The 23,167-nt window shown below is 54.0% G+C and carries 20 protein-coding genes and 1 pseudogene; 18 read left to right on the plus strand and 3 right to left on the minus strand.

Translation table 11 applies throughout. The features are described from left to right. The first annotated feature begins 385 nt into the window (after nt 1–385). Genes NST43_RS05850 through ilvB form a run of 4 tightly spaced genes read left to right on the plus strand, consistent with a single transcriptional unit; the run spans nt 386 to nt 5,916 of the window. Nucleotides 386–1,876: an MFS transporter gene (locus NST43_RS05850; protein ID WP_339223087.1), complete on the plus strand. Its 1,491-nt coding sequence runs from the start codon at nt 386–388 to the stop codon at nt 1,874–1,876. Nucleotides 1,877–1,918: 42 nt separating this feature from the next. Beyond that, nucleotides 1,919–3,169, plus strand: coding sequence for a gephyrin-like molybdotransferase Glp (gene glp, locus NST43_RS05855; RefSeq protein WP_339223088.1), 1,251 nt, complete (start codon nt 1,919–1,921; stop codon nt 3,167–3,169). Nucleotides 3,170–3,194: 25 nt separating this feature from the next. Continuing rightward, complete coding sequence (gene moaA / locus NST43_RS05860) at nt 3,195–4,211, plus strand: GTP 3',8-cyclase MoaA (protein WP_209993606.1); 1,017 nt, start codon at nt 3,195–3,197, stop codon at nt 4,209–4,211. A gap of 28 nt (nt 4,212–4,239) precedes the next feature. Then, a complete protein-coding gene (gene ilvB, locus NST43_RS05865) occupies nt 4,240–5,916 on the plus strand; it encodes a biosynthetic-type acetolactate synthase large subunit (protein WP_209993605.1) in 1,677 nt (558 codons plus the stop codon). 84 nt (nt 5,917–6,000) lie between these two features. Here the strand turns inward: ilvB and NST43_RS05870 are convergent, their stop codons facing one another. After that, the gene (locus NST43_RS05870) at nt 6,001–6,714 is read right to left on the minus strand and encodes a YwiC-like family protein (RefSeq protein ID WP_209993604.1); all 714 of its coding nucleotides are present in this window, start codon (nt 6,712–6,714) and stop codon (nt 6,001–6,003) included. Nucleotides 6,715–6,906: 192 nt separating this feature from the next. Here NST43_RS05870 and mobB point away from each other — a divergent pair, with 192 nt between their 5' ends. The 14 genes and pseudogenes from mobB (at nt 6,907) to NST43_RS05940 (ending at nt 20,996) form a co-directional block, all read left to right on the plus strand. Continuing rightward, nucleotides 6,907–7,479, plus strand: coding sequence for a molybdopterin-guanine dinucleotide biosynthesis protein B (gene mobB / locus NST43_RS05875; protein WP_209993603.1), 573 nt, complete (start codon nt 6,907–6,909; stop codon nt 7,477–7,479). A 24-nt stretch (nt 7,480–7,503) separates the two neighbouring features. Beyond that, nucleotides 7,504–7,950: pseudogene (locus tag NST43_RS05880) on the plus strand (molybdenum cofactor guanylyltransferase); the annotation flags it as partial. A gap of 165 nt (nt 7,951–8,115) precedes the next feature. Continuing rightward, nucleotides 8,116–8,601 carry a molybdenum cofactor biosynthesis protein MoaE gene (locus NST43_RS05885; protein WP_339225345.1) on the plus strand — a complete coding sequence of 162 codons (486 nt, stop codon included), beginning with the start codon at nt 8,116–8,118 and terminating at the stop codon, nt 8,599–8,601. A 19-nt stretch (nt 8,602–8,620) separates the two neighbouring features. Then, nucleotides 8,621–9,328, plus strand: a complete 708-nt coding sequence (locus NST43_RS05890) for a DNA alkylation repair protein (protein WP_209993601.1) — start codon at nt 8,621–8,623, stop codon at nt 9,326–9,328. Nucleotides 9,329–9,435: 107 nt separating this feature from the next. Then, nucleotides 9,436–9,927 carry a pyridoxamine 5'-phosphate oxidase family protein gene (locus NST43_RS05895; protein WP_339223090.1) on the plus strand — a complete coding sequence of 164 codons (492 nt, stop codon included), beginning with the start codon at nt 9,436–9,438 and terminating at the stop codon, nt 9,925–9,927. 171 nt (nt 9,928–10,098) lie between these two features. Then, nucleotides 10,099–10,656, plus strand: a complete 558-nt coding sequence (locus tag NST43_RS05900) for an RNA polymerase sigma factor (protein ID WP_339223091.1) — start codon at nt 10,099–10,101, stop codon at nt 10,654–10,656. Continuing rightward, nucleotides 10,638–11,822, plus strand: coding sequence for a DUF4367 domain-containing protein (locus tag NST43_RS05905; protein WP_339223092.1), 1,185 nt, complete (start codon nt 10,638–10,640; stop codon nt 11,820–11,822). Before NST43_RS05900 ends, NST43_RS05905 begins: the two co-directional genes overlap by 19 nt. A gap of 201 nt (nt 11,823–12,023) precedes the next feature. Then, nucleotides 12,024–13,373, plus strand: a complete 1,350-nt coding sequence (locus NST43_RS05910; RefSeq protein WP_209993597.1) for an extracellular solute-binding protein — start codon at nt 12,024–12,026, stop codon at nt 13,371–13,373. Nucleotides 13,374–13,542: 169 nt separating this feature from the next. Continuing rightward, nucleotides 13,543–14,505, plus strand: a complete 963-nt coding sequence (locus NST43_RS05915; protein WP_209993596.1) for a sugar ABC transporter permease — start codon at nt 13,543–13,545, stop codon at nt 14,503–14,505. Further along, nucleotides 14,502–15,347 carry a carbohydrate ABC transporter permease gene (locus NST43_RS05920; RefSeq protein ID WP_036725825.1) on the plus strand — a complete coding sequence of 282 codons (846 nt, stop codon included), beginning with the start codon at nt 14,502–14,504 and terminating at the stop codon, nt 15,345–15,347. Before NST43_RS05915 ends, NST43_RS05920 begins: the two co-directional genes overlap by 4 nt. Before the next feature lie 101 nt (nt 15,348–15,448). Then, on the plus strand, nt 15,449–17,212 hold the full coding sequence (locus tag NST43_RS05925) for a sensor histidine kinase (RefSeq protein WP_339223093.1): 1,764 nt from the start codon (nt 15,449–15,451) through the stop codon (nt 17,210–17,212). A gap of 42 nt (nt 17,213–17,254) precedes the next feature. Further along, nucleotides 17,255–18,859 carry a response regulator transcription factor gene (locus NST43_RS05930; protein ID WP_209993668.1) on the plus strand — a complete coding sequence of 535 codons (1,605 nt, stop codon included), beginning with the start codon at nt 17,255–17,257 and terminating at the stop codon, nt 18,857–18,859. A gap of 112 nt (nt 18,860–18,971) precedes the next feature. Next, nucleotides 18,972–20,054: a Gfo/Idh/MocA family oxidoreductase gene (locus NST43_RS05935; protein WP_339223095.1), complete on the plus strand. Its 1,083-nt coding sequence runs from the start codon at nt 18,972–18,974 to the stop codon at nt 20,052–20,054. Between the two features lie 261 nt (nt 20,055–20,315). Beyond that, complete coding sequence (locus NST43_RS05940) at nt 20,316–20,996, plus strand: hypothetical protein (protein WP_339223097.1); 681 nt, start codon at nt 20,316–20,318, stop codon at nt 20,994–20,996. Nucleotides 20,997–21,350: 354 nt separating this feature from the next. On the opposite strand, the gene NST43_RS05945 is transcribed toward NST43_RS05940, so the two are convergent. Further along, entirely contained in the window at nt 21,351–22,394 is a 1,044-nt protein-coding gene (locus tag NST43_RS05945) for a HAMP domain-containing sensor histidine kinase (protein WP_339223099.1), read from the minus strand. Further along, nucleotides 22,391–23,065 carry a response regulator transcription factor gene (locus tag NST43_RS05950; RefSeq protein WP_209993859.1) on the minus strand — a complete coding sequence of 225 codons (675 nt, stop codon included), beginning with the start codon at nt 23,063–23,065 and terminating at the stop codon, nt 22,391–22,393. Before NST43_RS05950 ends, NST43_RS05945 begins: the two co-directional genes overlap by 4 nt. Nucleotides 23,066–23,167 lie beyond the last annotated feature (102 nt).

The raw sequence follows: 23,167 nt of genomic DNA on the forward strand, positions 1-23,167 counted from the left end.
GGTTGTTCAACACCCTTCAGGAATAATAACCAGTTGATTAAACCGCCTGTTAACGGTATTACCTGCTCCTCGAGCTTTGTTAATTCCATCATATGAATCTCCAGATCATTGTTAAGCGGAAATCACTCCAATTTAATAGGCTTATTATATCATGGAAGAATTACGCGTTGTAGACATAATCAGCCTTTTTGTATACACATAATGCTATTCTGTCCCTAAAACTCTGTAATGCATACAGTCAATTAGGTGGCGTTATTTTTTCAGGGTTTACCCTGTCAGGGAAAGGGGACTCCCCTATATCTGAGCCGGGGAACGGCGGATACAATGAGTACAGAAGTATCTACAGGCAAAAATCACAAGAAAAAACGGCGAAAAGGTGAGTCGAATGATCAGAAAAATGCAATTGCCCCTGCAAACCTTAAACTTGATTACCGGATTCATGGTGTGGGTGATTATCTCTTCCCTGATGCCCTTTATTTCGGAGGATATCAGCATCCCTCCAGGGCGGCTGGCCATGGTTACGGCCATTCCGGTTGTGCTTGGCTCGGTTCTAAGAATTCCGTTAGGCTATTATGCGAATATTCTGGGAGCGAGAATTATTTTTATGTCCAGCTTTATCCTGCTGCTGTTCCCGGTCTACTTCATCAGTGAAGCGTCCTCGGTCACCCATCTGATTATCGGAGGGCTGTTCCTGGGTGTCGGCGGGGCCGTATTCTCGGTAGGCGTAACCTCTCTGCCGAAGTATTATCCCAAGGAGAAGCATGGCCTGGTCAACGGAATCTATGGCATCGGGAATATCGGGACGGCGGTCACGACTTTCTCGGCCCCTATTGTGGCCGCACAGATCGGCTGGGGCCCTGCTGTCAAAATGTATCTGATTCTGTTACTGGTCTTCATCGCCCTGAACTTCTTCTTCGGGGACCGTCAGGAGCCTAAGCTCAGAACACCGATTATCGAGCAGATCAAAGGCGTATCCAGGAACGAGAAGCTCTGGCTTTTCTCTCTGTTCTATTTCATTACCTTCGGCTCGTTCGTAGCGTTTACCATTTATCTGCCGAACTTTCTGGTCTCCAATTTCAGTCTGGAAAAAGTGGATGCCGGGATGCGAACCGCCGGCTTCATTGCAGTAGCCACCTTCTTCCGTCCGATCGGCGGCTGGCTGGCTGACAAGTTCCAGCCTTTGTTCCTGCTAATCTTCACCTTCAGTATCTATACGGTTGCAGCCATTATTCTGGCCTTCATGCCGGACATGGGCTTATATACAGCAGGATGCCTGGCGATAGCGGTGAGTGCGGGAATCGGTAACGGGGTCATCTTCAAGCTGGTTCCGCTGTACTTCAACAAGCAGGCGGGAATTGCCAACGGAATTGTGTCCATGATGGGCGGTCTGGGCGGATTTTTCCCTCCGATTATGCTGTCGGTCATTCATGCGGCGACCGGGCAATACTCCATCGGGTTCATGCTGCTCTCCCAGGTGGCGCTTGCCAGTCTGGTGCTGGTGGTATGGCTGTATTTCCAAGACCGGCTGGCCCTTACCTCTGAAGTGTTCAATTCAACCGGTCAGGGGATTCTGGTTACCGATGTATCCGGCCACATCAAGACGGTTAACCCGGCCTTCACGAAGCTCACTGGCTATACCGAAGAGGAGGTGCTGGGCAGACAGCCCAGCCTGCTGAAGTCCGGCCGCCAATCCAAGGACTTTTACCGCGCGATGTGGGGAGAGGTCAAGGAGAAGGGGATGTGGCAGGGTGAGATCTGGAACAGGCGCAAGAGCGGAGAAGAATATTTGCAGTGGCTGAATATCAGCGCAGTGAAGGATGAGACAGGGGACGATGTCCGCTATGTAGGTACCTTCAGTGATATTACGCAGAAATAGACGGGGGATTGGGTATCCAGTCCGGCACCGGGTTAGGAGCAGATGAAGGTGGAGAAGACGAGAACGCCGGTTACTGTAGCAGAAGCTGTATTCCGGGTTACCGATAGAGTATGCCGCACAGGTACAGAGAGAGTCCCGCTTGACGCAAGTTATGGACGCATACTGGCGCAGCCGCTCACGGCAACCCATGATGTTCCGCATTTCACCCGTTCCCCGTATGACGGATATGCTATTGCTTCGGCAGATTCTGCCGGTGCTTCCGGCAGCAGCCGGGTCAGCTTCACGGTGGTGGATCATATCGGCGCCGGGGAAGTCTCACAGGCTGTGATCGGCCGCCATGAAGCGGTCCGCCTGATGACGGGGGCAGCGCTGCCGGATGGGGCGGATGCGGTAGTCATGTTTGAGCAGGCCGTGTCCACGGGGCAGACGTTTACGATCCGCAAGGCTTTTGCACCGCAGGAGAATCTGTCTCTGCAGGGTGAGGATATGCAGGCAGGGGAAATGGTGATTCCGGCAGGCCGCTTCATTCATCCCGGGGTGATTGCGCTGCTTGCTACCTTCGGTTACGCCGAGGTGGAGACGGGGAGACGGCCGGTTGTAGGGATTCTGTCTACGGGAACAGAGCTGCTGGCTGTGAATGCACCCCTGGTCCCCGGCAAAATCCGTAACAGCAACGGGCCGATGATTGCCGCCCAGCTTGCCCGGATGGGGATCCCTTACCGGATGTATGATACGGCAGCGGACCAGCTCGAAGATTGCCTGCTGACAGTCCGCCGGGCCATGGCTGAAACCGACTGTCTGATCACAACGGGCGGAGTGTCGGTTGGAGATTATGACTACCTCCCGGAGATTTACAAGCGCCTCGGGGCTGAGGTGTTATTCAACAAGGTGGCGATGCGCCCGGGCAGCGTGACTACAGTGGCAGTTGCCGGGGATACCTTCCTGTTCGGACTGTCCGGCAATCCTTCGGCGTGCTTCACCGGCTTCGAGCTGTTCGTCAGACCTGCCCTGCTCCGGATGATGGGAGCGGACAACCTGTATCTGCCGCGTACGACGGCCCTTCTGGCAGCGGATGTGCCGAAGGCCAATCCGTTCACCCGGTTCATCCGGGCGGTATATGACGGGACCACAGTACGGCCCGCCGGCTTCAATAAGTCGGGTGCAGTATCGTCGATTGCACGCGGGAACTCCCTGATCGTGCTGCCGGGCGGGACAAGAGGTTATGCTTCAGGTGACAAGGTGGATGTCCTGCTGCTGGGCGCTGAAGAAGGCACGGATGAATGGGGACTGTAAGGCTACCGGAAGGAGATAGACGCACATGAATACTCATCCACTACAGGATCAGCTGCGGCGGCCTATCCATGATCTGCGGATATCGGTCACCGACCGGTGCAATTTCCGCTGCTCCTACTGCATGCCGAAGGAGATATTCGGTGAGGATTATGCCTTCCTCCCGGCCAGCGAGCTGCTTACCTTCGATGAAATCTGCCGGTTGACCAGGCTGTTCGTCTCGCTGGGTGTCAGCAAAATCCGCCTGACCGGAGGCGAACCGCTGATGCGCCGCCATCTGCCGGAGCTGGTTACCAAGATATCCGCCATTCCCGGTGTAGAGGATATGGGACTGACGACGAACGGAGTCCTGCTGGGCGGACAGGCAGCGCCGCTGTATGCTGCGGGCCTGCGCAGGCTGAATGTCAGCCTGGATGCGCTGGAGCCCGAGCTATTCGGCAGAATGAACGGGCGCGGCTTCAGGCCGGGAATGATTCTGGAGGCCATAGATCAGGCGGCAGCCGCCGGGTTCGAGGTCAAGGTGAATATGGTTGTCCAGCGGGGCGTGAACGAATCCGAGATTCTTCCGATGGCCGCCTATTTCAAGAAGCGGAAGATCACGCTGCGCTTCATCGAGTTCATGGATGTCGGCAACGATAACGGCTGGAGCTATGATAAGGTCGTCACCAAGCAAGAAATCCTGCAGCAGCTGCAAAGCGTCTATACGCTGGAAGCTCTTGAGCAGAATTACAGCGGCGAGGTCGCGCAGCGCTACGGCTATCTTGGCAGTCCGGCCCAGGTTGGCTTCATCACTTCCGTGTCTGAATCGTTCTGTTCCACCTGCTCGCGTGCCCGGCTGTCTTCTGACGGTAAGCTGTATACCTGCCTGTTTGCCTCCAAGGGCTTTGACCTTAGGATCATGCTGCGCGGAGGGGCTGGCGATGAAGAGCTGCTGGCAGCAATTAAGCAGGTATGGGAGCAGCGCAGCGACCGTTATTCCGATGAGCGGACGGAAGAGACCCACAGAAGCAAGGCCAAGATTGGCATGTCCTATATTGGAGGATAATTCGCATGACAGGAGACGAAGTGTAGCTATGAACGGAGCAGAACTGCTGATTGAGATGCTGATTGAGAAAAAGGTAGAGACCCTGTTTGGCTACCCCGGCGGTGCCGTATTGCCTCTATATGATGCGCTCTATGATAATGACAGGATTCAGCATGTGCTGGTCCGGCATGAGCAGGCTGCAGTCCATGCAGCGGACGGATATGCAAGAGCCACGGGGCGTCCGGGGGTGGCCCTCGTAACCAGTGGTCCCGGAGCCACCAATGCGGTCACCGGCATTGCCACAGCATTCATGGATTCTGTTCCGTTGATTGTGCTTACCGGCCAGGTCGCCACTGATCTCATTGGTCTGGATAGCTTTCAGGAAGTGGATATCTACGGAATGACCATGCCGGTCACGAAGCACAATTATATCGTCAGAGACATTGCCGAGCTTCCCAGAATCGTCCACGAAGCATTCCATGTAGCAGTCACGGGAAGACCGGGCCCCGTCCTGATCGATCTGCCGAAGAATGTCATGAATGCGGAGTTCATTCCCGTCAGTGAAGCGGCTGGGCCTTGCTCTACGCCGGTGATCCGGGGATACGAGCCGAATCCGTCCATTGATCCTGCGGATATTCTGCTTGCGGCAGAGCGGCTGAGCCGTGCAGAGCGGCCGCTGGTGCTGGTCGGCGGAGGCTGCATGCAGGGAGAGACCCCTGCCCTCTTGCGGGAATTCGCGGAGCGGCATCACTTCCCCGTGGCGAGTACGCTGATGGGGATCGGGGCTTTCCCTTCCGGGCATCCCCTGCATCTGGGAATGGTCGGGATGCATGGAACGGTGGCAGCCAACCGTGCGCTGCAAGGCGCCGATGTGGTGTTATGTCTCGGGGTACGGTTCAGCGACCGGGTAACCGGCAAGCGGAAGGCATTCTCGCCGGGATCTTACAAAATTCAAGTGGATCTGGATACCTCAGAGCTGAACAAGAACATCCCCGTAGAGCTTGCGGTGACTGGCTCTTGTGAGGAGCTGCTCAGAGGAATACAGGAACAGGTACATACCGCGGAGCATCCGCTCTGGGAGGAGCAGATTACGGTCTGGCGTCAGCGCAAGCCGAAGCCGGGCCGTGAACAAGGCACTAAGCTGACCCCGCAGGAAGTCATCCGCGCCCTCCAAAAGGCTACCGCAGGCGATGCGATGATTGCCACCGATGTCGGCCAGCATCAGATCTGGACGGCTACGCATTATGAATTCTCGGAAGCCCGCTCCTTCCTGACCTCAGGCGGGCTGGGAACGATGGGGTACGGCCTGCCTGCTGCGATTGGGGCGGCCGTTGCTTTTCCTGACCGCGATGTGGTGTGTATTACAGGGGATGGAAGCTTCCAGATGAATATGCAAGAGATTATGACCGCCGTGGATCACGGCCTGAATGTCAAGGTGGCAATCTTCAAGAACGGGTATCTGGGGATGGTACGGCAATGGCAGCAGCTGTTTCTGGGCCGGCGTTATTCCTCGGTGCGAATCAGCTCGCCGGATTTCGTTGCCTTGGCCAAGTCCTTCGGCGCTCACGGGTTCCGGGCACGAACGCTGGGTGAAGCGGAGCAGATTATTGAACAGGCTCTGCATACGGAAGGGCTGGTCGTGATGGAATTCGATATCACCGAAGAGGATAATGTCTATCCCATTGTGCCGCCGGGCTCAAGCAATCAGGATATGATCGTAGAATAGGCTGGCAGACCTGAAGGAAGCTCCTCTCGCGCGGATTGGCGAAGGAGCTTCCTGATTTTTGTCCAAGTAAACATTCTGGTTCTCCTAGAAATACAGCATCAGCACAGACACATACAACATGACGGAGAAGCCGATCTCGATGATTCCCGTACGTTTGGCCGTAATTCCTGTCCTCGGCAGAAGGGCTGCCCGCAGCAGCAGAACCAGCAGCGGGACCAGCAGTGAAGGGAACAGGTACAGACCGGCTGCGGCGAACAGCAGATGATAGACCACGGATCCATAATAGAAGCGGATATTGTTCCGCTCACGGATGACGGTTTTGACATAGAAGGCAGTTCCTATGAAGTACAGCACCGCCAGCACGAACAGCTCATTCACGGCCCTCCAGTTCTCCCCCTGCCCCACATAGAAGACGGGATAAATTACTAAGCAGAACGCAACAATTGCGGAGATATCATTAAGCAGGGCGCGTTCATTCCTGGTCCGGGCATAATAGAGGTTAACAGCGAATAACGGCAAGAGCAGCAGCACGAACCCCAGCAGCACAGGCTGGACAATCACGAGATAGAGGGCGAACGGAAGCAGCAGAAGTCCGTATAACCTGAGCGGCTGGGAATAACGTGCGAACTTCCGGGTCTTCACCCCCTGCAATAGCGGAAAGCTGAACAGATATATCAGCAGCCAGCAGACAAACAGCGGAATATGTATGAACTGTCCCTTGGAAGCGGCGACGCCCAGCAGAAACGGGAGAACGAGCATCGCCCAGGCGCCGTGCTGGTTGGGGATGTATTTTTTCATATAGCAATAGACCTCCTTCGCGGATATATCATGACATGTAAGCTACCAGACTCTTTAACTATACTTGTATCCGGCGGGGAAGGCTGGTGATTTGAAGCACAGTGGCGACCTGTCAGGCGATTAGGCGGGGAACGGGCAGCGGCCGGAATAGTGTATAATCGGAATAGATCTTCAAGCAGAGGAGCAGTTACCGTGACTACGGAATCTCAGCATGCGGCGGTACAGCGCCTAGTTCCTGTACTGCAAATTATCGGATACAAGAACAGCGGCAAAACAACCCTCGCCTGCCGGTTAATCGAGGCCTTGTCTGTGCAAGGACTACGGGTTGGCTCTGCCAAGCATGATGCCCATCTCTTCCAGCTGGATGATCCGGAAACGGATAGCAGCAAGCATCTTCTGTACGGTGCAGTGGAGACGGTATTGACCTCACCGGAGGCGACAAGGGTCATGCGCAGATCTGCGGCCTCACTGCGGGAAATCGCCGAGTCGATGCACGGCAGAGTAGATCTGGTAATTGCCGAGGGGTTCAAATCTGCGGATTATCCCAAGATCGCCCTAATTCGCCGCACTGAGGACCAGATAACGCTGCAAAAGGAAGCAACGAACATACGCCTGTGGTTAAGCTGGGAAGAGGCTGCGGAACTACAGAGTGAAGCGTCTGGTTCCCGGATTAGCCCGGATAGTCCGCCGGTATTGTCTTTGCGGGTTCAGGCGCTTGCGGATCAGGCGGTTATCGCACTGGCGCTGTCACTGCTTCAGTCCTAAATTCTGCTACAGGAGGTGCCTTTGGTGCTGACAGGAATAATACTGGCGGGCGGGCAGAACTCCCGGATGCAGGGCCGGAATAAGGCCCTCCTGACCTATCACGGGGAACCGTTCATTGTCCGGCAGGTGAGGGAGCTGCAGACCCTGTGCTCCAGCGTGATTGTGGTCACGAACCATCCTTCCCTGTATCTGGAACGTCTTTCATCGGATATTCTATATATACCGGATGTTTATGCCGGGCATGGGCCGCTGAGCGGGTTTCATGCCGCTTTTGCCCATGTAAAGACGGACTATGCCTGGGTGGTAAGCTGTGACAGTCCTAATATATCAGCTCCGGCCGCCGCATGGATGCTTACCCGGCTTGAAGCAGGCGGTTATGACGCAGTTCTGCCCGTGATTGACGGCAAGCATCAGATGCTGCATGGCGTATACCGGCCGCACCGGCTCCTGCCGGACATTACGGCAAGACTGGAGAACCGTGAGTACCGGCTGGCTGGCTTATTAGAATCACTGCACTGGCTAGGGGTGGAACGGGACGAGCTGGCCGGTGCGGGGCTAGAGGAAGATTTCGCGGCAGATATAGATACACCCGAGCAATATGAGCAGCTGCTGCATCTATCGAAGGGAAGTGAGCGAATGGGCCATTCGTTATTTGAAATTACAGAGTCCGCGATTATACCCGCTGAGGTATCGGATAAAGTTCTGCGCAGAGAGGCCGGGGCGATTACCTTATTCATCGGGACGGTGCGTGAGTTCACACAGGGGAAGAAAACCTTGTATCTTGAATATGAAGCATACCCGTCCATGGCTGTAACGCAGCTGAAGCGCATCAGACAGGAAGTGCTGGAGCGCTGGCCGGATACGAAGGTTGCAGTCACCCACCGGATCGGCAGGCTGGAGATTACCGATATTGCCGTGGTCATCGCAGTCTCTTCGCCCCACCGTAAGGCTGCCTATGAAGCGAATGAATACGTGATTGAGCGGATCAAGCAAATCGTTCCCATCTGGAAAAAAGAAACCGGTGAGGACGGCAAAGCGTGGATTGGCGACCAGCTGAATCAGAATGCTTACCCTGAGGGCCGTCCGCTGCTGCCGGATATTCCGGCGGAAGACGAGAGGTAGCTAAAAGGAGGAACGTTCAATGAATGCAGAACAAGTGATGCAGGAGCTTGAAGCGCTTGGCAAGGAACGGACCAAGAAGATGTATACCGCAAACGGCGCACGGGAGCCGCTCTTTGGTGTGGCTACCGGTGCGATGAAGCCGATTTTTAAGAAAACCGGAATCAACCAGGCGCTGGCTGAGGAGCTGTATGCCACAGGTAATTATGATGCGATGTATTTTGCCGGGATCATTGCCGACCCGAATGGGATGACGGAAGCGGATTACAACCGGTGGATGGACGGGGCTTATTTCTATATGCTGTCTGATTTCGTGGTGGCTGTAACCTTGGCTGAAGCAGATATTGCCCAGCAGGTGGCGGATGAGTGGATCAGGAGCGGAGAGGATCTCCGGATGTCGGCAGGCTGGAGCTGTTACTGCTGGCTGCTGGGAAGCCGTCCGGATCAGGAGTTCTCCGAGAGTAAGCTGGCTGCTATGCTGGAGCAGGTTGAACAGAGCATTCATCAGTCCCCGGAGCGCACCCGGTATTCGATGAACAATTTTATGTATACGGTGGCTGTATCGTATTCGCCGCTTCATGATCTGGCGCGTGAGACGGCGGAGCGGGTGGGTCCGGTCGAGGTGGACAAGGACAAGCCGAAGAGCAAGCTCATCCACGCGTACGATAATATTATGAAGGCTGTCGACAAAGGCCGGACCGGCTTCAAACGCAAACATGTACGCTGCTGATTTCCCGGATTTCACCGGTATCCGGTAATGCTTCGCCGCTTCTGGTTAATAAATGCTATGCATTTGGATAACCTATTCCCTATCCTGGAAGAAAAGAGGCGGTAAAGATGTCAACTACACACCATAGTCACGAGGAAGCCGTTGAGACGGTCCGCAAGCTGATCAAGGGTATTGATATGGCTATGCTGACTACGATTTCGGAGGAAGGGCTGGTCTCCCGGCCCATGAAGACACAAGAGGTAGAATTCGACGGGGACTTGTGGTTCCTGACCAAGAAGAACACCAGCAAGTTCGGAGAGATTCTGTATGATCCGCGGGTGAACGTGGTCTATGCAGATAAGTCCTATATCTCCATCCGTGGAACGGCTGAGATTGTAACCGATGTGAACAAGAAGAAAGAGCTCTGGAGTGCAGGGTACGATACCTTCCTGAAGACCAGCTATGATGACGCGGCTGTGATTCTGATCAAGGTCCATGCCGAAGCCGCCGAATACTGGAAGAGCGGCAATCTGGCCGAGAAGGCGGTATACATGTTCAAGCGGATGACCGGCCAGGACACTGACGGGCTGAATCTGAATCAGACGGTCGAGCTGGAATAGAGTAGACAGACAGTTTTAGGAAGCTTATAGGTTCATAGGTTCTGCAACGGAGAGATCAACAGAATTCATCTGGGGGTCTCTTTTTTGTTGTGGAGCTGTAAAAAAAGATAATTGTCACATTACATACGGCTCATGTGTTATATCTATATGATTTGCAGAAAGGAGATTATCGTGGACCCTATCGAAGAGAAGATTAGAAGGATTCAGGGCGGGGAAGGAGGCTTGTACTCGGATGTGATCAGGCTGTACCAGCAACGGATTTACCTCTATTGTTACCGCTTGCTGAACAACAAGGAAGAGGCAGAAGACGCAGTACAGGATATCCTGATCAAGGCCTACCAGAATATCGGGCAGTACAAGCCTCAGGCAGATTTTACCTCATGGCTCTACAAGATTGCTTATCATCACTGCCTGAACCTGCTGCGGCGGCAGAAATTCCAGCAGCAGGTGCGGAAGCTGCTCCGGCAGGAGGTTACGGAGAAAAGCGCCGAGCAAATGGCCCAGAACCGCCTGTTCAGCGAGCCGGTCTCGGCTGCTCTGCGGAAGCTGGATGTGGAGGACCGGAATTTATTGATCCTGCGGATTTATGAAGATAAATCATTTGCGGAAATCAGTGAAATTCTGGGTGTGAGTACGGCTACCGTACGCAAAAGATATGAACGGACCAGGGAAAAACTTAAAAAAGCGATTGAGAGAAGGGAGAAACAATTATGGGCAAGCGTGAATTAACTCCAGAGGAGCAGTTTCTGAAGGAGGGAGACCGTTCAGCACATTGGAACACCGTTGATGTTCACGAACCAGTAATGAAGGCGCTCGGGCTTGAGGGGGCATTGACTGCTGAAGAAGACGAGAACCTGCTTCAGACCCTTCCGCCAAGCGGAGAGGCACCAAAAGTAATGCGCAGAATGGAAACAAGAACCGGACGGAGACAGAAGCGGATGCCGGTGAAGGGCTGGGCGGCGGCGGTCCTGGCACTGGTCTTGCTGGGCGGAGGCTATACCCAATTCTCCGGCAAACTCCAGCAAGGAGCTGAAGCCCAGAGTTCGGGTGAAGTCCGGCAAGGGGCCGGAGCCCAGTATAAGGTGCTTCCGTATCAGCCGCTTCCGGCGACGGCTTCCGGCGGAACGCTGATTGAGAAGGCGAAAGAACCCTTGAAGCCTTATATTCCAGAAGCAGAGCCGGGTGCAGAGTATGAAGCCAACCAGAAGCTGAGTATTCTCTATAACCAGAAGTATTCAAAAGGGGCAGAGCTCATGAAGGAGCTGTTGCTTCCTGGAGAGTATGCCACCTATGTAATTACGCGTGAAGACGAGGAGGGAGAGGGGAGTATGAACATGTATCGCCCGCCCCTCACGTTCAAGGACTATACCGCCTATAAGACCAGTGTAGAGGAGCACAACGCTCCGGTCCTGGAGCAGCCGGCGTATCTGCCGGAAGGATATGCCCTGCATGAGGCTATCATCAAGCCTTTTTTCTTAAAAGTTCCGGATGTGCAGGAGCTTAAAGGCGGAAACGAGAGAGACCTGGGAGACAACTTCCAGTTGGCCTGGAGAGTGGAGAAGGCGGAGAACATTGACTACCCGTATTCCTCACTGGTATACAAGAAGGGGGACGTTCAGGTGAGAATCGGTGTCTCGCTTGTGGATGACAACCAAAACCCGGCTGATCCGCTCTCGTGGAGTGAACATACAAAGATGGAAAATATAGAGATAAAAGGTAGACAGGCCATTTTTTCGGATGACTCCGGCAACAAGGAGCTTGACTTGGGATTTAAGTACAAGTTGGTTTGGTCTGACCCTGGTGCAAAGGTTATCTATTCTGTGATCGCCGGCCAGGAGAATACGGAGCTAACGAAGGATGAGCTTATCGCCATTGCCGCCAGTATGATGAAATAAGCAACGCAGAGTTGAGACTGAGGGCTGTTTCGCTATCTTAGGATAGCGGAGCAGCCTTTGAATGTTTTTTGCCTAGCTGCAGGATGGCAGATTCGTAAGATTTTATAAGAATTCGTGCATCGCCCTCCTATGAACTTCCAACCCGTCTTGTTACTATAGCAATGTAGCAAGAGAATACAGATGTATACAGGAGGGTTAAAGATGTTAAAATGGAAGCGTTCTCTTTCGGTCCTGGCGATGACAGCGATATTAGGTACACTGGCTGCCTGCGGCGGCGGAGGGAATAAAGTAAACAATGCAGGAGGGGCTACAGAAGCACCTGCCAGCACGAATGCTGCTGCGACGGCTGCTGCAACTGAAGCGCCAAGCACCAATGAGCCGGTCAAGCTGCGGATTATGTGGTGGGGCTCACAGCCGCGTCACGAAGCTACCTTGGCGGCCCTGGAATTGTACACGAAGAATAATCCGAACGTAACCTTCGAGCCGGAGTATTCCGGTATGGACGGTTATCTGGACAAATTATCCACGCAGGCTGCAGCCAACAATGCACCCGATGTTGTTCAGCTTGACCCGGGCTGGATGCCGGACTGGATGGCCCGCCAGCAACTGGCTGACCTGGCTCCTGAGGTAGATGTGAGCAAATTCGATACGAAGCTGCTGGCAGGCGGCCAATTGGACAGTAAGCAGTACGCTGTTCCACTCGGCTCTGTAGCCTTCGGTATGGTATATGATAAAGCGGCTATGGATAAGCTGGGGATTGCGAATCCGGCTAACGGCTGGACCTGGGATGAGTTCTTCGCCTTAGCGAAGGAATCCAAGTCCAAGCTGCCGAAGGGACAGTATTTCACCCTCGACTATGCAGGTAACTATTTCATGTACTCGGCGTATCAGTATGCCAAAGGCAAAGGGCAGGTTATCACGAATGAGGGTCATTTCAACGTGGATGAAGCCACGTATCTGGACTGGACCCGTAAATTCGAAGAGCTGCGTAAGGAAGGCCTGGTTCCTCCGGCGGATGTGAATGCCTCCGATAAGGAAAATGATCCGCAAATGGATCTGCTCGCAGCAGGCAAGGTGCTGTTCCGTTACAGCTTCTCCAACAATCTGGGAACCTGGGACAGCATTAAGCCAGGAGCCTACGCACTTGTAACCATGCCGCGTGCCGAAGAGGCCGGAGGCTGGCTGAAGCCGTCGATGTACATGGCGGTCTCCAAGAACTCCAAGCATGCTGAAGAAGCCAAGAAATTCATCAACTGGTTCGTGAATGATGCTGAAGCGGCCAATATTACCCAAACCTTCCGCGGTCTGCCGGCCAACAAGGATAATGCGGCCCTGCTGGAAGCGAACATGAGCGATCTGGATAAGGTAGGCTTGGCTCTGCTCCGTGCTACGGAGCCGGATGGCCAGACCTGGTCGGCCGGAGCCGGCGGCTGGACGAACTTCATCGACAAGGACTGGGTACTTGTCCGCGACCAGCTCAGCTTCGGCAAGTCTACACCAGAAGAGGCGTTCAAGCAGCTGAAGGAAGCCTCGCTATCCTACGAGAAATAAGGTATGAACTGAAAGCCCGGGACAGCAATGTTCCGGGCTTTATCTTTTTAACGTGTTTTCGAATTAATCGTTATATTTTGAAAGAATTCGAGCATTGCCCTCCTTTAGCCGGAGTGTGGCCCAATACTATACTTAAGCTATACAAATTGACCACAAGAGGTGACCACAGATGAACCGCTCCACAACCACTTTAGCCGAAGCCTCGCCAGCGCCGAAAAAAAGCTCCTATTTCAAAAGCCGGTGGAACGCTCCGCTTGCAGGCTATTTGTTTATTTCGCCCTGGCTGATCGGGTTCCTGGTACTGACGGCGTATCCGTTGTTCTTATCGCTGTACTATTCGTTTACCGACTACACCCTGATGCAGCCGATGAAATGGATCGGGTCCCGCAATTACGAACGGATTTTCACCGCAGACCCCAAATTCATTCAATCCGCCAAAGTCACGGTCATGTACGTGCTGGCCTCTGTGCCCCTTAAGCTGATTGCAGCCTTGCTGGTGGCCATGGTACTCAGCAGAGCGGTCAGAGGGATCAGCGTCTACCGCACAGCGATCTATTTCCCTTCTCTTATCGGAGGGAGTATCGGGGTATCGCTGCTCTGGCGCAACATCTTCGGGGTAGACGGGATTTTTAACAAGCTGATTGCAGTCTTCGGCATCGAAGGGAAAAGCTGGATCACCAACCCGGACACCGCGCTTGGCACACTGATTCTGCTGACGGTCTGGCAATTCGGCTCCACCATGGTTATCTTCCTGGCAGGGCTGAAGCAGATTCCCAATGACTTGTATGAAGCTTCCTCGGTAGACGGGGCGAACAAGTTCATTCAATTCTTCCGCATTACACTGCCTATGCTGTCGCCGATTCTCTACTTCAACCTGATCATGGCCGTGATCAACGCCTTCCAGATGTTCACCTCGGCCTTCGTGATTACGAATGGCGGACCGATGAACGCTACATACGTGTACGCTATGTATTTGTATGAACGAGCCTTCAGCCGGTACGAGCTGGGCTACGCTTCTGCACTCGCCTGGATTATGCTGGTCGCCATTGTTGCCGCAACACTGCTGATCTCCTACACCTCGAAATATTGGGTATTCTATGAGACTGACACTGGAGGGAAAAAACGCAAATGACAACTTTGAATTGGAAGCCTGCACTCCGGCATGTGTTCATGATTCTCTTCAGCTTCCTCATGGTCTATCCGATTGTCTGGTGGATCGGAGCCTCGCTGAAGGACAGCACCGAGCTGAGTTCACCGGGAATCTTCCCGTCCGTTCCGCAGTGGGAGAACTTCACCAAAGGCTGGAACTCGGTGCCCGGACATACGTTCACTGATTTCTACCTCAACACCTTCTGGCTGGAAATTATGGTGCTGATCGCAACGCTGTTATCCTGTACGCTGGTTGCCTTCGGGTTCGCCCGATTGGATTTTCCGCTGAAGAAATTCTGGTTCTCGATTCTGATGCTGACGCTGATGATGCCGGGCCAGGTGCTGATCATTCCCCAGTACGCCTTGTTCCATCAGCTGGGCTGGGTGAACACGTATTTGCCGTTTGTCGTTCCCCATCTGCTGGCGGGCGGGGCCGGCGGGAGCTTCTTCGTCTTCCTGCTGATCCAGTTCATCCGCGGTGTGCCCAAGGAGCTGGACGAATCGGCCAAAATCGACGGCTGCTCCTGGTTCGGGATTTTCTGGAGAGTGGTCATGCCGCTGGCCTTCCCGGCGGTCGTTACGGTGACGATCTTCTGCTTCCTGTGGAACTGGGATGACTTCCTGGGACATCTCCTGTACATCAACACGGTAGACAAATACACGGTGGGCCTTGCGCTGCGTATGATTAATGACTCCCAGTCTGCAGCCGAGTGGGGCCAGCTTCTGGCCATGTCGCTTGTCTCCATTGTTCCGGCAACGCTTGTGTTCACCTTCCTGCAAAAGTATTTCGTGGACGGGATTGCGACAACAGGCATAAAGGGATAAGATGTAAAAAAACATCCGTCCGATAACGGTAAAGCGCCTGAGCCTTATTCGACGCTTTACCGTTTATTTCGTATGAAGCGGAGGCGAAGGAAGGGGATCACTTGACCAATCCTTTTAAAAAGTACAGGATCGACCGTCTGTTTTTTCACAGCTTTGCCATTATAATTATTCTAGTGATAGCGGTAACGGCTTGGACCAGCTACAGCAATTCCTCCAAAGCCCTTGTGCAGACCACCTCCCACTATCAGCAGCGGCTGCTGGATGAATTGAACAATGAGATTACCACCCGGCTGGATATGATTGAGCAGATCTCCCTGTCCACCTCACGGGACAACGAGCTGACGACCTTTCTATCGAACAAGCAGGATGATTTCGAACGGTACCGCAAGCGTATAAGCGTTGAGAGTGCGCTTGGCAATCTGACCTACGCCATTCCGTTAATCCAGGGGATTGACCTCTACATGGATCAGCCGATGCCGAGCAGCGGGCAGAGCTATATTCAATTCCGCAATATTCTCGATCTGGATAAGCAGTCCTGGTCCAGGAATCTGGTGAAAAGCGATTTCGCCTGGTCGGGGGAATATTCCATTCCCAGTGTGCAGGGAGACATTCCGGTGCTTAGCTTCGCCCGGAAAATCATGAACGAGAACGACTATCTCGGTGTGCTGGTCGTTCATATTAAGGCCAAGGAGATCCGTGCGCTGCTAACCGGCAACTCCACCGGGTCGAACCGGATCATGGCGGACAGCGCCGGCAAGCAGATTCTGAGTATCGGGGAGACGCTGGAGCAGAAAGAGTGGTCTAAATGGATCGACCTCAAGAGCAACAAATCCGGTTATGTCCATATTCCCGGCGATAAGGACTCCGGTAATACGCTGCTGGTCTACTCGAGAATGGACAATTCCATCTGGACGCTGATTGAATTCACCTCTTGGAAGCAGATTACGGCAAGCAGTCTGGAGCTGGCGGAATGGATTGGGCTGATCGGGATTGGAGCGATTCTGCTGGTCTTGCTCCTGACACATTATCTGAGCCGGCAATTCTCCAAGCCGATTAAGCAGCTTGTAAGCGCTATGAAAGTGTATTCAGTCGGAGGGCACAAGGAGGAGCTGCCTAGCGACTATGAGAATGAATTCGGTTATCTATTCTCCGGCTACCGCAAGCAGACCGAGCGTATCGAGGAGCTGTACCTGTCGCTGGAGCGGCGGTACGAGCAGCAGCGCAAGGCGGAGATTGAGGCCTTACAGGCCAATATCAATCCCCATTTTCTCTACAATATGCTGGACCAGCTCAACTGGATGGCGATTGAAGCAGGACAGGATGAGCTGAGCCGGATTCTGGAGCTGATGGGCCAGATGTTCAGGATCGGCTTATCCAACGGGGCAAGCTTCATCATGGTATCGGAGGAATTGCAGCACATCCAGTGTTATCTCGAAATCCAGCAGCTCCGCTGGGGCGACGGCCTGGAGTACACCATCGAGGTGGAACCGGGGCTTCAGGAGGCCTATCTTCCCAAGCTGACCCTGCAGCCTTTTGTGGAGAATTCAATTGTACACGGCTTCAATAAGCAGCGCAGCGGACATGTCTCGATCCGCCTGACTAAGGTAGAGGAGACACTGCAGATTAGAATTGATGATAACGGGGCAGGCCTGAAGCAGCCGGAGGCGCGGCCCCAGAGACGGCATACCGGCGGCTATGGCATACGGAATGTGCGAGAGCGGATTGCCGGATATTTCGGAAATGACTACGGGGTTACGCTGAAGGAACGTGAAGAGGGAGGGACCCGGGTAGAGATTGTTCTGCCGCTGCTCACAGAGGCTCCGGCACAGATACTGACTGCTTCTCTCGCCGCGAAGGAAGGCTGATAAGGCTGCTGCGGGCCAGAGAAGCTTAAGGAGGCAGACATGATGTGGAAGATCGCTATTATTGACGATGAGCGCCAGGTACTTCAGGGGATGAAACGGGCGATTCCATGGGAGGAGCTGGGTGCGGAATGGGCCGGTGAGGCGCTGAACGGGGAGGACGGTCTGGCGATGATCCGGGCAACCAGCCCGGACATTGTAATCACGGATATCTATATGCCGGTAATGAGCGGCCTGGAGATGATGGAGCAATTAAGGAACGAGGGCTTCAAGGGCAAAATCATTATTCTAAGCGGTTATTCAGACTTCGAGCATGCCAGACAAGCCCTCCGGCTTCAGGTCAGTGACTATGTCTCCAAGCCGATCAGTCTGCCTACGCTTAGAACGATCCTTCATAAGGTGATTGCAGAGCTGCTCAGAGAGCAGGAGAAGGTGATCAGACAAGGCGAGCTGGAGCTGAAAATGATGCTGTACGAGCCTTTTGTCGAGAAGGAATGGGTCCGGTCCGCCGCGGTCGGTACCCTGGAGCCTTCTTACCGGAACAATACCCATCTTCCGCCATCGTATCATTATTGGCTGGATGGCAGACATGCGACCATCGGGATCGAGCTGATCCGCGATGACCGGGCCAGCTCCTTCTCGGTCTCGGACTGGAATCTGCTGCGCTTCGCGGTCAGCAATATTGCTTGTGAGGTCACGCGCAAGCACTACGCCAATATGGAATACACCGAGCTGAACAGCTACCGGGCCTTGCTGATTATCCACCCTGAGGCAGAATGCACACAGCAGCTGGAGGAGCTGGGGACGCGGCTGATTGACAGCATCCATTCGTATCTCAGGCTGGTAGTCCGCATAGGTATAGGGGGGCTGAAGGATACGTGGACAAAGATTCCTGAATCGACGGAGGAGGCGTTCCGCGCCATGGATCACGGAGCCTTACGGATTAGTCCGGCCTATGAGGTGTACTGCTACCGTGAGAGCCACAGCAGCGGGCAGGACCGTGGGGTGCTCTTCCCGGTGAAGTTCTCCTACAAGCTGGCCGCCGCGATGAAGGCTTCACAGGAGGCGGAGGCGCAGCAGCTTGTATACGGATACATTGCCGAGCTGCAAGCGCAGCAAGGGGTCTCCGCCAGCTACGTGCAGATGCTCGGCAGCGAGCTATGGGGCATTATCACCTACTCCCTGTATGAGTCGGGCTTCGTGCTCGATGATCTGTTCACTAATGACCAGATTGCCCAGGAGATCGGCAACCTGGCCGTACCCGACCAGCTGGCAAGCTGGTTGTCCGCCAAAATCACAGCGATCTGTGCCAGCCGCCAATGGAAGGGCAGCAGTAAGCACCGGCAGGTCGTGGATTTCATGACCAACTATATTCATGAGCATTACGCCGAGGAGCTTACGCTGGCTGATCTGTCGGATAAGGTGTTCATCTCCCGGAATCATTTGTCGATTATTTTCAAGAACATTACCGGGGAGACCTTCAACAATTACCTGACCCGGGTACGAATTGAGAAGGCCAGGGAACTATTAATGGAGCGCAATATGCTGGTCTATGAAGTGGCGGAGCGGGTTGGCTACAAGAACATCCCTTATTTCAGCACGCTATTCAAGAAGATCACCGGGATGAATCCCACGGAGCTGATCAAATGATGACACATATAATCCGCTAGAGACAAGTATGATGGTAGAAGCCGCAATAACGAAGCAGGAACTTGCGGCTGATCTGCACCAACATCAATGTGACATCAGGGAGGACAGGGTTATGCCCGTTAACTTCAGTATTATCGGCGGAGCCGGATTCCGCGCACAGTATTATTTACGAATTGCCAGGGTCTTGCCGGAATTGTTCCAGATTGGCGGCCTTGTGGTCAGGGACCGGGCCCAGGGACAGGAGATAGAAGCGGCGTGGGGTGTTCAGACATACCGTTCCCTTGACGAGCTGCTGCAGAATGAGGACCCGGATTTCGCAGTAGTCTCCGTCAGCGGCGGGGCGGCAATGAACTATTTGTACCGGCTGGCCGAGATGGGCCTTCCGGCGCTGACGGAGACACCGCCTGCCTCCAGTCTGGCAGAGCTGGAGCAGCTGCATAAGGAGCTGACCGTACACGGGGCCTGGATACAAGTTGCAGAGCAGTACCCGTACCATCCAGTTCAAGAGGCGCGGATATCGCTGATCCGCTCTGGCAGGCTGGGCAGAATCACCGAGACGACAGTCTCGGTATCCCATCTGTATCATGGGGCAAGCCTGATCCGCAGGATGCTCGGCATCGGGTTCGAGGAAGCGGTCATCCGGGGGATGCGGTTCAACTCCAGTTGGGTTGGCGGCCCTACCCGCAGCGGCCCTCCGGCTGAAGACAAGCTGATCCCTCTCCAAAGAGACTTGGCCTGGCTGGATTTCGGAGACCGGCTGGGCATTTACGATTTCACCAAGGATCAGCACCGCTCCTGGACCCGCTCGAATCATCTTAACGTGCGCGGAGAACGCGGAGAGATCTTCGACAACCGGGTGCTGATCCAGCAGGATAACCTGGTGCCTCTGCAAATGGAGCTGAAGCGCATTAACAGAGGAGAGCAGGAGAATGCTGAAGGCTATTATCTTCAGGGGATTATTTGTGGAGAGCAATGGCTGTATAACAACCCGTTCACCCCGGCTCGGCTGTACGATGACGAGCTCGCCATTGCGTCCTGTCTGGACAAGATGGCCCTCTATGCTGCTGGTGGCCCCGCCTTCTACGGACTGGAGGAAGCCTCGCAGGATGTATACCTCGGCCGGATGATTGAGAAGGCCATTGAGTCCGGCGAAGCCGTAAGAACAGAGCGGATGTGCTGGGCGGAGGGGAAGTAGGGTTGTGGCGGGGAGGTACACATGAAAGCAAAGTTGATCCACGGGTGAAGGATGTTATTGACGGTTGCAGTGTGGCGATACTATAATCTGAAAAACGGATGAAGCACATCCCGTACCCTGATTGATTGGGTGCGGGATTTTTTGTGCGTCGATACGTCAGTAACTTTAGGTTCTGACGCCCCCGGAAGTGAGTGGAGACAGGTGGATGATCAAGCTCAGTTTGCGGGGAGAGAACTGATTTTGCAGAGGAGGAAGAGAGAAATGGGATTTGCTGAAGAGCATCACAGATGGCTGGAGTATCATAAGAAACGCAGGGCAGGCGAGCGTCTGGACCGGCTGGACCGGGGGCACCGGCATGGGGAGCAGATGTTTGTGGAGCGGGTATGGTGGCCGATTTTCGGGAAGTTGGACGATCTTCATCCGGAGTACGAGGTTGCCGATTGGCGGGGCAGGCCGTATTTTGTGGATTTTGTGTGGAGGCCGGGACAGGTTAAGTTCGCTATTGAGATCAAGGGATATGGGCCGCATGTTCAGAACACGGACCGGACCAGATACCGCCAGGAGCTGAACCGGGAGACGTATCTGCAGATTGCCGGATACCGCGTCATCGCCATCCCGTACGATGATCTGGAGTCTGCACCGGAGCAGACCATCTCCCTGCTGAAAGCTTTGCTAACCCCATGTTTGTTGAAAACCAGTTCGGAGGGGAGTAGTCAATTTACGAGGATAGAGCGCGACATCTTGCGGATTGCAATTAGTCAGAGTAGGTCTCTGCGACCGTTGGATGTGGAAAAGCAACTTGAGATTGACCCGCGTACTGTGAAGAAACTATTAAGTGCTTTATGTGAAAAAGGCAAGCTTAAACCTATCTTACGGGAGGGTGGTAGGAGAGTGTGCAGGTATGAGCTTATTTCATCTTTTATGGATAACGATTTATGGTAATTAGCGTTATTCCGCTACTGAATCCGCCCCAAGTGGGAAAGGAGGAGAAAAGGGAAAAATCCCATTAAATCTGCCCGAAGTGGGCAATAGAAGGGAAACAAAGGGATTTATCCCATTAAACTCGTCTGAATTGAGCGAAATGAGGGAAATAAAGGTATATATCCCATTAACTCTGCCTGAAGCGGGCGAAAGGAGAAAATGAGAGGGATAAATCCCATTAAGTCCACCGAAAGCCGGCGGCGATCGGAAATGAGGGGCACAAGTGCACCTGAATTAGTCGAAAGCGGGCGGCGAGCGGAAATGAGGGGCATTAGTGCCCCTGAATTCGCCGCAAGCAGCCCCACGGCTAACCCTTCAAGCCCCGCCCCCCGGCAGCTTGATCGTGAACGCCGAGCCCTGGCCGGGCTCGCTGCGCACCTCAATGGTGCCTTTGCTCAGACTGATGATGCGCGCGGCTAGCGGCAAGCCGAGGCCGTTGCCGCCGGCCGCGCGGGCGGGGTCGCCCTGGTAGAACTTCTCGAAGATGTGCTTGCGCACCTTCGGGGTCATGCCGATGCCGGTGTCCGCGATGACCACCGAGATCCATTCTCCGTCTGAATGGAGCGTGACTGAGATCGTTCCGCCCTCCGGCGTGAACTTGATCGCATTGCCCAGTACATTGAGCCACACCTGCATCATCAGCTCCTCGTTGCCATAATACCGCTGCTCATCCAGCTCAATATCCAGATTCAGCTGCTTGGCGGACCAGAGGGATTCCAGCAGCAGCAGGGCCTGGCGGAGCTGCTCGTCCAGCGGGTATTCGGCCAGCTCTGAGAGCATCTCCTGGTTCTCCAGCTTGGATATCTTGAGAATGTTACCGGACAGATTGGACAGCTGCCGTGAGCTCTCAATAATCATTCCGGTGTACTCGTCATGCTCCGCCTTGCTCAGATTCTCCTCCTGCAGCAGCATGGCGTACCCTTCAATCGCTGCAATGGGCGTCTTGAATTCGTGAGACACATTCACGACGAAGTCATTGCGGAGGGTCTCGATGCTGCGAAGCTCCTGAACCATAAGGTTGAAATGATGTGCCACCTCACTGATCTCATTGATCCGGTGGGACTCATTCAGATAGATATTGAAGTTGCCGTCTGCAATCTCTTTGGCTGCCTTGCTGAAGTCTGTAATCGGGGCCAGGATCTTCTTGCCTACCATGATAGTGATCGTGGTCCCGACGACCAGGCTGAACAGCATCATCGTCAGAACGGGCGGAAACGGATTGCCGTGCTCCCTGGTATGATTGCCCAGCCGGTAATACAGGAAGGCTATGACTCCCAGGATGAAGACAAAGAACAGAATGATCACGAACACCATTGAGACGAAATACCACCATAGCCCCTTGTCTCTTCCCCGAATCATCCCTGCTTCACCGCCTTATAGCCAAGCCCTCTGACCGTGACGATTTCAAAATCCGGATTGTCCCTGAAACGCTCACGCAGCCGGTTAATGTGAACCACCACCGTATGCTCATCCGACTCGGAGTCCATCCCCCAGATTTCATCCATGAGCTGCTGCTTGGTGAAAATTTTATTCGGATAAGAGATCATTTTATAGAGGAGATAGAATTCCTTCTGCGGCAGCACGATGCTCTCCGGTCCCTGAATCACAGTTAGCGTATCATAATCCAGCACGGTTTCGCTCCATTCGATCTTGCGTTCACTGATGATTTTAGCCCGGCGCAGCAGCGCTCCGACACGCAGGATCATCTCATTCACATTGACCGGCTTGACCATATAATCATCGATGCCAACGAGGAAGCCCTGCTGCTTATCGGCAAAAGTCTCCCGCGCCGTCACCATCAGGACCGGAAGCTGACTGTTGTTGTCCCGAAGCATCCGTGTCAGCTCGAAGCCGTCCATCACAGGCATCATAATATCGCAGATCATCAGATCGATATATTCCTTATCCAACATCTCCAGCGCATCCTCGCCATTCATAGCCGGAACCGCTCGGTAGCCGTGTCTGGTCAGTACAGTACAGAAGAGCTGCCGCAGCTTGGCGTCATCCTCTACTACAAGAATAGTAAACATAGGTTCTCCTCCTGGAACGGTTCCATGTTATAGAACGTATAGCGTGTATAGTTGCTTTATAGATTATTCCAGTATACCTCACCAAGATCAACTTAATCTCAA

The sequence above is a fragment of the Paenibacillus sp. FSL H8-0332 genome (assembly GCF_037963835.1).
Taxonomy (GTDB): domain Bacteria; phylum Bacillota; class Bacilli; order Paenibacillales; family Paenibacillaceae; genus Paenibacillus_AQ; species Paenibacillus_AQ rhizoplanae.